We start from the raw sequence: 10,357 nt of genomic DNA on the forward strand, positions 1-10,357 counted from the left end.
TTACAGGAAAATACCGTTGATGCTCTCGCATAGGGGTAATAATGGCTTCCGGCGGCAGACTGAGATATTTTTCTTCAAAACTACCGCATAACGCTGTCGGGTACTCTACCAGATGAACTACTTCTTCCAGCAATTCTTCATCAATATTCGCAGTTCCTCCCCGACTTACTGCCAAATTTTCAATTTGTTCTCTGATTACACGGCTACGCACATCCGGGTCAACCATAACATAGTTTTCAGCAAGCCGTGAGAAGTACTCTTCTACCGAATTGACTGTAATTTCGGCCTTGCCTAGGAAACGGTGACCACGAGTAATATTGCCAGAAGTTACTCCTGGTAGAGTAAAAGGCACCACTTCATTGCCAAACAATGCTACTACCCAGCGAATAGGACGAGCGAAACGAATATCCAGATCACCCCAGCGCATACTTTTGGGGAACGACAAATGAGTAATAATATCAGTTAAAATTCCAGGTAATAGTTCTTTCGTCTGACGCCCTGCTTCCTGAATAACGGCATATACATAACCATCTTTGACAACTAACGCCGCAGGATCGACGCCCTGTCCCCGGGCAAATCCCAAAGCTGCTTTCGTCGGCGTGCCATCTTCAGCAAATGCTATTTTCACCGACGGTCCTTTATTTTCACTATGCTTGTCTGTTTGAGTGGCAGCAACTTCTCTTACTATCACAGCTAAACGCCGCGGCGTACCGACAGCTTTGATCTCGCCATGACTGATTCTAAGTTCGGCGAGTTTGGCTTTGGTTGTATTTTCCAACTGCGTTAAAGCCCCTGGCATAAATTTTGCAGGAATTTCTTCTGTTCCAATTTCTAAAAGTAAATCTTTAGTCATGGCTTATTTGCCTCCCTTTAGGAGCGGATAGCCTAGCTTTTCACGCTGCTCCAAATAACCTTGTGCACACAAACGGGCCAGATTCCGCACTCTGCCGATAAAAGCGGTACGTTCGCTAACACTAATGGCGCCACGGGCATCTAGCAGATTAAAAGTATGGGAACATTTTAACACATAGTCATACGCCGGAAGCACATATCCTAGTTCAACAACCCGGATTGCTTCTTTTTCATAAAGATCAAACAAATTAAAGAGTAGCTCAGTATCAGCGATTTCAAAATTATAGTGCGAGTGTTCCACTTCATTGCGGTGAAATACATCACCATAGGTAATGCCATTTACCCATTCAATATCAAAAACATTTTCTTTACCTTGAATATACATAGCCAAACGTTCCAGGCCATAGGTTATTTCTACTGATACGGGTTTAACGTCAATACTGCCTACTTGTTGAAAATAGGTAAACTGAGTAATTTCCATACCATCTAGCCAGACTTCCCAGCCTAAGCCCCATGCACCCAAAGTAGGGGATTCCCAGTTATCTTCAACAAACCGGATGTCATGTTTGGCTGGATCAATTCCCAGCTTGGCTAAACTAGCCAAATACAATTCTTGAATATTCGCCGGTGAAGGCTTCATAATGACTTGATATTGATGATGCTGAAATAAACGATTGGGATTATCTCCATAGCGTCCGTCAGCCGGACGGCGTGATGGTTCAACATACGCCACATTCCATGGCTCAGGTCCAAGCGCCCGCAAAAATGTCGCCGGATTCATGGTTCCTGCTCCCTTTTCCACATCATAAGGCTGCTGGATTATACAATTTTGTTCTGCCCAAAAATTCTGTAATGTCAGGATTATCTCCTGGAATGTCATAAAATTCCCTCCTATAAAAATAAAAACATCTTGTCCCAGTAACTTTATCAAGTTACAGGGACGAGATGTTATTCCCGCGGTTCCACCCTGATTGAGCGACTAAACTCGCCCCACCTTAATCGTATTGCAGGTTTTACTCTCTTACGATTTCCTCCTGCGGCTTGGGAATGCCTTTCACCTTGATAATACCAGGCTTACACCCTCCCTGGTTCGCTGCATGGTAAGGTTACTTATTTCCCGCATTGCCATCTTTATACTTCTATCAGGATAATATCAAATGTCCCATAGTTTGTCAAATACTAAAACGTATCTTTAGAAAAATCCGGTTTGGCAACCGCAGCCTCATCATTGTTAGCCACATTTTCTGGTTCTTGGCGTACAACTTCAATGGTACAACGTTTGAATACAGCGACTAACACACCTAATGCAGCTAATTGTGGTAACACTACAGCACCAATAGCACCTAACGCTACCGGTATCTCAGCCAATACCCTGCCGTCGTGTTTAACGCGTATTTTGTTCACATTACCTTCACGAATAAGTTCTTTGACTTTCTCAATGACTTCGGTTGATCGAACCGAAAATTCTTCAGTCCATTTGGACTCTGCTTTGCTTTGATCTTCAAGCTCAATTAGAGCGTCTATTACATTTCCTTCATGACGTTCCAAAGCTTCTTTGGCTTGCCGATAAGAAACGCCAGTTCGTTCACGTATCAGATCGATTTTACTCAAAGTAATGTCCATGTCTACTCCCCCAGTCGTTTTGTATAGCATCCCCCATTAACGCAAAGTTATTCTTAACGCAAGGAGTTAATACGCTGAATAAATTCCAGGGATTTTAAAGGACGCTCCAATTGGTGACATACAAAACCATAAAGCAAACGTTCCGCATTTGCCAATGTTCTGGCCTGAACGGTAAATTGACCAGGATTATCTAAATCAATGGCAGATAACTGGTCTAAGAATCTCTGGTCTGCCTGTTCAAACATAGGTTCAGTAGGCAGACTGCACTCAGCACACATACTACCACCAGCAGAAAAACTAAACTTAGCCGGGAAATGTAATGATTTGCCACATTGTACACAATGTTTATACTCAGGTTGAAAACCAGCTAAACCTAATAAACGCCATGCACCAGTCAGGGCCGTAATGCGTGGATTGCGAATAGTAAGCAAGCGCAAAGTTGCTAATAATGTGTCATAGGCCATCGTCTCAGATTGTCGTTGAGGCCATAATCCTGTTACTAATTCTGCGATAAAATTCGCGTAGGCCCATCTTGTCAAATCTTCTCTGAGTTCCCGAAAAGCAGTTTGTGTTTCACATTGTTTTACTACATCCATACCATTCCCGTCACTCATTACCAAATACAGATGAGTAAACGGTTGAAGGCTACCACCTAGTTTGCTTTTCGGCTTACGGGCGCCATAAGCCATAGCGGTTACAATTCCATATTCACGTGAAAATAAAGTGACCATCCTGTCGGCGACGCTCCAATCGCGAGCCGCCAACAGAATGGCTTCTGTTTGATATTCTACTGCCATCTAACCTCACGTAATATATAATTTGGATAAGCATCTGGCAAAACTATCGGTTCTGTGGATTCATCCGCTGATACACTGGTCTTGCTGTGACATTCTTGACAGGCGCGATAGGCAAGGTAAGCATCGATATTACCGGTACAGGAAAAAATCTCCCACATGGTTTCCCGTAATAACATTCGACATCATCCCTTCACACTAATATTGACAAGCAGGACTAGCCACAACATGCTATTTATTGCTACGCTTGTGCTACTGCTTTCAGCGGCACAAGCGGCACAGCCTTTACTCGCACGATTCTAAAACCGTTGACCTTCAACACCTCAAAAGAATAGTCACCAATCTCAACCTTATCTCCTATTTCAGGACGACGCCCCAATATACCAAAGATATAGCCGCCAAGGGTATCTTCCTCATGATCATCCAATCGAATATTTAAAAGTTCTGTTACATCATCTAAAAGTACTCCACCATCAAATTCATAACTACCATCAGGCAAACATTGAATTTCAACATCTTCAACAGTATCATGTTCATCCTGAATATCGCCAACAATTTCTTCAATCACATCTTCCAGTGCAACCAGCCCAGCGGTACCTCCATATTCATCAGCAACAATAGCTAAATGAGTACGCTTGCGACGCATGACTTGCAATAAATGAGCGACTGACATGCTTTCAGGCACCACCAAAATTTCGCGCATAATGGCAGTAAGATCTTTTTTATTATTTGCCGTCAAGTTATAATCCATTAAATCTCGAATGTGAATCATACCAATGATATGATCCTTATCCTCTGAACAGAGTGGATATCTAGTATGACCTGTATCTCTAACCACTCGCATATTTTCTTCAAACGAATCCTCTACATATAAGCAAATCATATCCTGGCGCGGCACCATAATTTCGCGCGCCAGACGGTCAGCAAAATCAAAGACATTGTCAATTAATTCACTTTCCATTTGGTCGAGCACGCCACCGCGATGACTGGCGCTTACAAGCATGCGTAGTTCTTCTTCCGTATGCGTCAAGTCAGCTTGATTTGCAGGTTTAATCCCCATAAGCCCCAAAATCGACTTGGCTGCTTGATTGCACAGTACAATAATAGGATACCCTGTTTTGCGAAAAATGTGTAGCGGCCAAGCGCAGGCTAATGCCAGACTTTCTGAATACTGAATCGCCACGGATTTCGGCAAAAGCTCTCCCAAAACAATATGGAGAAAAATAATGATAATAAAACTTATGACAAAACTTATTGTAGAAACCAGCCAATCCGAAACTGCAAAATAATTGGTCAGCAAGGGTCCGATCAATGATGATATGGCTGGTTCACCTACCCAGCCCAATGCTAGTGTTGTCATGCTAATTCCCAGTTGGGCTGCTCCTAAGTACGTGTCCGATGAGTTTACGATCTTTAAAGCTATAGTAGCCCGACCATTGCCTTGGTGAGCGAGTTCTTCCAGCCTGGTTTTACGAATTTTCGTCAGAGAAAATTTAGCTACCACAAAGAAAGCATTAGCTACAACCAAAAACAAGATGGCCGCCAGTTTTATAAAACTGAATAAAGGCGAATCGATAAAGCATCTCTCCCTAGTTATTTGGAATCATTACTGCGCGGCATAATAGCACCGGCAGTAATAACATATTGCAATGCACTTTCGCTGGTTACATCTATAGGTATTATGTCCCGTCTGGGGATGATAATATTAAATCCAGAAGTTAGGTTTAAACTCATGGGAATGAACACACAAACATGTTCTTCCTCAAATTTTTCTGCTAACGGTGCAGATAGTTCGGGCATTACAAACCCTAGTGACTTGACTCCTGGATGTGGATAAGGTACTAAAACCGCATTTTTCAAAAGTTTTTGAGATTCAAATACTGCCGTTGATAATTGTTTTACACTATTATATATAAACTTAACAATAGGAATTGAACCTAATAACCGCTCACCATAACCTATTACTTTTTTTAACAGCCAATGGGAGGACAACCAACCTACGAGAACGATTAAAAGTACCACAACAATCAGAGCCACACCGGGAAAATGAATCGGCAAATACTTCCCTAGCAGACGGTCAGTAAATGAAAAAATATTTATAACCACAAACGCCGTGATTGCAATAGGTACTATGAGAATTAATCCATTAATAAAATATTTAGAAACCCACTTCATAATTCACCTCTCCTTACAAATGATACCATTAACCAGCGCAATGGTCAATAAGTATATCTTATAGACAAAACAAGCCACCGCAAGCGGCAGCCGTCAAAAAGGTCATTACATTTCATTATTCGTTTTTTTTTATTGGAAACCAAAACTTTTTAATACATTTACACGATTACGCCAGTCTTTTTTTACCTTGACCCATAGATCAAGGTAGACTTTGGATCCTAATAAGCTTTCAATATCAGCTCGCGCCAATCTCCCAATCTCTTTCAATAAGCGCCCGCCTGCACCAATCACGATGCCCTTTTGTGATTCACGTTCTACATAAATAACGGCTCTGACATATAAATCTTCATTTGGTCTGGTAATTATTTCTTCAACATCAACAAGAATAGCATGGGGAATCTCATCCTGTGTTAAATGCAGTACTTTCTCCCGAATTAGTTCGGCAATAACCAAACGTTCCGGCTGATCAGTAATCATATCTTCTGGATAATATTGCGGTCCTGGTTCAAGAAACTTCTTAATTTCGGCAATCAGACCATCAAAGTTAGTCTGCTCAAGTGCTGAAATCGGAACAACAGCAGCAAAAGCTAATGCTGAAGTATATTTCTCTATTATCGGGAGTAATTTGCTTTTTTCTATTTTATCAATTTTATTAACAACTAGAATTACATGACTGCGAGCATTAGTCAGATTATTTATTATATAACGTTCTCCTGCTCCCATCTCAGCAGTTGCGTCAACAACAAATAGGATAACATCAACTTCGCGGAGCGAGCCTTCTGCTTCTTTAACCATATACTCGCCTAACTTATGTTTAGGCTTATGAATACCCGGAGTGTCAATAAATATAATTTGAGCATCTTCCTGGGTAAGCACCCCCATGATTTTGTTTCTGGTTGTTTGTGGTTTATCAGACATGATGGCCACTTTTTGACCAATTAAATTATTCATGAGTGTTGACTTGCCGACATTCGGTCGCCCAATAACAGCTACAAAACCTGATTTAAATTTATCTTCATTCATGTTTATCACCATCGCTATAAAAATCACTTTTGACAAAACTAAAGGGCAAAAGTTCGTTGATGTTAACTTCTTTTCGATCTCCTTTGAGATTCATTAAAATAATTTGGTTAATACCGAATTCAGTCATAACCTGTCGACAGGCACCACAGGGCGATACAGGCCCAGGAGTATCGGCTACAACAGCTATGGTAGTAAGTTCCTTCTCTCCTTCAGATATAGCCTTGAAAATAGCTGTACGCTCGGCACAAATTGATAAACCATAAGAAGCGTTTTCAATATTACACCCCGCAAAAATCTTTCCGCTTTTTCCTAATACTGCGGCACCCACCTTAAAGTTTGAATAGGGTACATACGCCTGTTCCCTGGCCTTGACAGCAGCCGCTATCAATTCTTTCATCTCTCTCACCTATTTAAACAATTTGTCCCAAAATAAAACATAACCAACACCTATAGCAGATAGCGCCTGCACCAGCACAGCTCCAGCAGCGGCATCTTTGGCTACTTTAGCCAACGGGTGAAACTCGGGCGATACTTTATCGACAAGAGCCTCAAGCGCTGTATTTACTATTTCAGCAGCAATTACTGCAGCAATTGTAATAAATAAAACCGCTAATTCAATATGGCTAAGTTCGCATTTCCAGGCTGCTCCAAGAACAATTAGCGCTGCCAGTAGATGAATCTTCATATTGCGTTCTTTGCGTATACAATATATTATACCGGCAATCGCATGCTTAAACGCGGTTATCAGCATACCGGCAACGACGGGTCACGAGTAATGCCCAAAAGTGACAAAACATATTCTTCCTCTTGACGCATCTCTCGCTTATCCTCTTCTTCTTCGTGATCGTAGCCCAAGAGATGCAGCATGCCATGTACTGTTAAATATGCCAATTCCCGTTCTAGGCTGTGTCCATATTCTGCAGCCTGCCGGGCAGCAGTCTCAAGCGAAATAATAATATCCCCTAGCAATATCTCAATGTCTTCCGGAACTTGGTTAATATCCGGTTCATAAATATCTGCACGTTGCTCATTCATGGCAAAAGACAATACATCAGTTGGCATATCCTTACCCCGGTATTGTAAGTTAAGTTGGTGGATATATTCATCATCGACCAACACTACACTGACTTCCGTCTGAGGTTCCAAACCATACACTTCAGCCGTTTTATTCAAGACTTGAATCAGTCTGTGCTCCATCTCCGGAGTTATCGTCAGTTTTTTCTGCAAGTTGTTTAGTATTATTTCCATTTTTGTTTTTTCCCCTCTCAAGCTCTTTCAAAGCTTCAGGATATTCGATACGGTTATGAAACATGCTTGACAATAATCGGATATAGACATCGCCAATTATGTTAAGATCTTTTAAAGTAAGATTGCAGTCATCAAGTTGACCATCATGCAATCTTTCTCGGATAATTTTACGAACAGTAGATTCAATCCGGTTAACGGTTGGTTTACTAATTGACCGCACTGCCGCTTCGCAGGCATCGGCCAGCATAATTAGTGCTGCCTCCTTAGTCTGTGGTGTCGGCCCTTCATAGCGAAAATCTTCTTCAACAACAGACTCACCATGTTCGTGTTCTGTTGCCCGTCTGTAAAAATAGGATACTAAGGTTGTTCCATGATGCTGCTGAACAATATCTATTATTGGTTGCGGAAGTTTATATTCCCGGCACAAATCGATGCCATCTTTAACGTGAGAAGTAATAATCAATGTGCTCAACGAAGGAGCAATTTTGTCATGTGGATTTTCATTACCTGGCTGGTTTTCAATAAAGAAAAACGGTCTTTTGGTTTTACCAATATCATGATAATATGCTCCAACTCGGACAACAACCGGATCGGCCCCCACAGTAACTGCAGCGGTTTCTGCTAGGTTGCCAACAATTACACTATGGTGATAGGTTCCTGGGGCCTCTAAAAGCAGGCGTTGTAATAACGGATGGTTAGGTTTAGCTAAATCCAAAAGCTTAATAGGCGTAGTAATATTAAAGGCATTTTCCAAATATGGCGAAAGCCCGATCGTAATAACAGCAGAAACTATCCCGCCAACAGCCCCCTGTAATCCTTGCAGCAATACTTCTTTCCCGTTAAGCTGTTCAATAAGACCAGAGGATCCTATCACCAAAAAATTAACCGCTGCGATGGCGATACCTGCTTTAGTTAGATTATAACCATGAACCATTTTGGTAACACTGTATACCCCTGTCATACCAGCAATGAGTGCAGCCGTTACTGCCCTTAAGTCATGTTCAACAATAACTCCAAAAAACATAGCCATGACTACACTTACAAGCAAACCGACCCGCGCATCGATAAGTATGGCCGTCAGCAGAGCACCAGCAGCAACTGGTGCAGTAAAATCTGAATAATAATGGGCTACTTTGGCCATTATCATCGTAATTAAAACGATCAGGCCAAGTAAAATCAGATATTTATCGTTAGCATGAACCTTTTTCGCAAATTGATATAAATAACCTATTGAGATTCCCATAATTAAAAGCACAAAGACAGCCAGTCCAAAAATCCGAACTCCGTTGACATTGCCGGCATACAGACCTAATTCTACCATTACATGAATTTGTTCACTTGTTACAACATCGCCGCGTCTAACTAAAACCTGGCCTTTTTTCACTGTTTCCCGAACAGGCTCAATATTAGCCAATGCTGTTTGTTTACGTTTATCTGTTTCGCGAACATTTAAAATAAAATTAGGTCTAATTAATGTTTGAGCAATTCCAGCTACGATGGCCTCGGCATTTTTATCCAAACCTAGTTCTTCGACTTCTAGCACCACCTGTTTTCTGGCAATCTCAAGGTCATCATCTCTGATACCGCGTTGTAGATATTTACGCAATATCGTAGTCGTATATTCTTCTGTTTTTGCTAACCCTTCCTTGTCTAAACTAATCAAACCGTTAATAACGGCACTTGACAAACTGACTGGTAAATCCTGGGTTAATTTTTGCAGTTTCTGTTCATTCGTGGTCAGCGTATTATCTGTCAGAACACTTTGCGCTGAACGAAAGATGGCTTTGACATCCTCTTCAGCCTTTTCCATCACGGAAACATCCATGTCATATACATTGGCAACACTTGCCAGAACTTCCATTTCAAGTTTTTTGGTTTTCGCTATATCGACATAAGATACAGTCCGTGGTGCAATTACGTCCCTGTCGCTTACCTCCCCCTCGAGGAACGATACCTTTTCCGGAATAAAATCGGCTGACAAACAGGCCATATATAGCGCAAAAAATACTACAAACAGCAGAATTCTCCGCACTAATGGCCGGGCATAAATACTTCCTGGCGTAACTAACAGTTTCCGCAACCTGTTGTTAACCGATATCATCTTTTTCACTCCAGACAAATATTGAGCTGCCAATATTCGTTACTGCATTTCTACTCAGCGCTCAATATATTCTTACTTTTACCGTACTGTTCATAAGCCTTAATGATTCGGCTGACTATTTCATGTCTTATTACATCACTTTCATCCAATGTACAAAGTGCAATACCAGGAACATGTGCAAGTACGGCTTGGGCATGCTTAAGACCTGATTTCACGCCTGCCGGTAAATCAATTTGTGTTATATCACCAGTAATAACCATTTTTGAGCCAAATCCCATTCTGGTCAGAAACATTTTCATCTGTTCCGATGTTGTATTTTGCGCTTCATCCAAAATGATAAATGAATCCTCTAATGTCCGACCCCGCATATACGCTAAAGGTGCAACCTCTATAATGTTTTTTGTCATATATTTTTGTACACATTCTACACCAAGAATATCAAACATTGCATCATACAGCGGTCGTAAATAAGGATCTACCTTTTCCTGGAGATCACCGGGCAAAAAACCAAGTTTTTCACCAGCTTCCACTGCCGGTCTTG

The 10,357-nt window shown here is 41.4% G+C and carries 13 protein-coding genes; all 13 read right to left on the bottom strand.

All coding sequences use genetic code 11. The features are described from left to right. The coding region (gene glyS, locus AC29Z1_RS05440) for a glycine--tRNA ligase subunit beta (protein ID WP_488270441.1) at positions 1-853 on the bottom strand (853 nt) is incomplete at its 3' end. Between the two features lie 3 nt (positions 854-856). Further along, the gene (gene glyQ, locus AC29Z1_RS05445; protein WP_488270442.1) at positions 857-1,732 is read right to left on the bottom strand and encodes a glycine--tRNA ligase subunit alpha; all 876 of its coding nucleotides are present in this window, start codon (positions 1,730-1,732) and stop codon (positions 857-859) included. Between the two features lie 299 nt (positions 1,733-2,031). Next, the gene (locus tag AC29Z1_RS05450; protein ID WP_488270443.1) at positions 2,032-2,475 is read right to left on the bottom strand and encodes a DUF4342 domain-containing protein; all 444 of its coding nucleotides are present in this window, start codon (positions 2,473-2,475) and stop codon (positions 2,032-2,034) included. A gap of 53 nt (positions 2,476-2,528) precedes the next feature. Then, positions 2,529-3,272, bottom strand: coding sequence for a DNA repair protein RecO (recO, locus tag AC29Z1_RS05455; RefSeq protein WP_488270444.1), 744 nt, complete (start codon positions 3,270-3,272; stop codon positions 2,529-2,531). Then, entirely contained in the window at positions 3,263-3,448 is a 186-nt protein-coding gene (locus AC29Z1_RS05460) for a YqzL family protein (protein ID WP_488270445.1), read from the bottom strand. The genes recO and AC29Z1_RS05460 overlap by 10 nt, the downstream gene beginning before the upstream one ends. 62 nt (positions 3,449-3,510) lie before the next feature. Continuing rightward, positions 3,511-4,803: a hemolysin family protein gene (locus tag AC29Z1_RS05465; protein ID WP_488270446.1), complete on the bottom strand. Its 1,293-nt coding sequence runs from the start codon at positions 4,801-4,803 to the stop codon at positions 3,511-3,513. A 59-nt stretch (positions 4,804-4,862) separates the two neighbouring features. Next, positions 4,863-5,444: a DUF502 domain-containing protein gene (locus tag AC29Z1_RS05470; protein WP_488270447.1), complete on the bottom strand. Its 582-nt coding sequence runs from the start codon at positions 5,442-5,444 to the stop codon at positions 4,863-4,865. 129 nt (positions 5,445-5,573) lie between these two features. Continuing rightward, a complete protein-coding gene (gene era, locus AC29Z1_RS05475) occupies positions 5,574-6,467 on the bottom strand; it encodes a GTPase Era (RefSeq protein WP_488270448.1) in 894 nt (297 codons plus the stop codon). Then, positions 6,460-6,864, bottom strand: coding sequence for a cytidine deaminase (locus AC29Z1_RS05480; RefSeq protein WP_488270449.1), 405 nt, complete (start codon positions 6,862-6,864; stop codon positions 6,460-6,462). The genes era and AC29Z1_RS05480 overlap by 8 nt, the downstream gene beginning before the upstream one ends. A 9-nt stretch (positions 6,865-6,873) precedes the next feature. Continuing rightward, positions 6,874-7,218, bottom strand: coding sequence for a diacylglycerol kinase family protein (locus tag AC29Z1_RS05485; RefSeq protein WP_488270450.1), 345 nt, complete (start codon positions 7,216-7,218; stop codon positions 6,874-6,876). Beyond that, a complete protein-coding gene (gene ybeY, locus AC29Z1_RS05490; protein ID WP_488270453.1) occupies positions 7,212-7,682 on the bottom strand; it encodes an rRNA maturation RNase YbeY in 471 nt (156 codons plus the stop codon). Before ybeY ends, AC29Z1_RS05485 begins: the two co-directional genes overlap by 7 nt. Continuing rightward, positions 7,633-9,816: an HD family phosphohydrolase gene (locus tag AC29Z1_RS05495; RefSeq protein WP_488270454.1), complete on the bottom strand. Its 2,184-nt coding sequence runs from the start codon at positions 9,814-9,816 to the stop codon at positions 7,633-7,635. Before AC29Z1_RS05495 ends, ybeY begins: the two co-directional genes overlap by 50 nt. Before the next feature lie 50 nt (positions 9,817-9,866). Continuing rightward, the coding region (locus AC29Z1_RS05500) for a PhoH family protein (protein WP_488270451.1) at positions 9,867-10,357 on the bottom strand (491 nt) is incomplete at its 5' end.

This window comes from Sporomusa sp., from assembly GCF_057736855.1.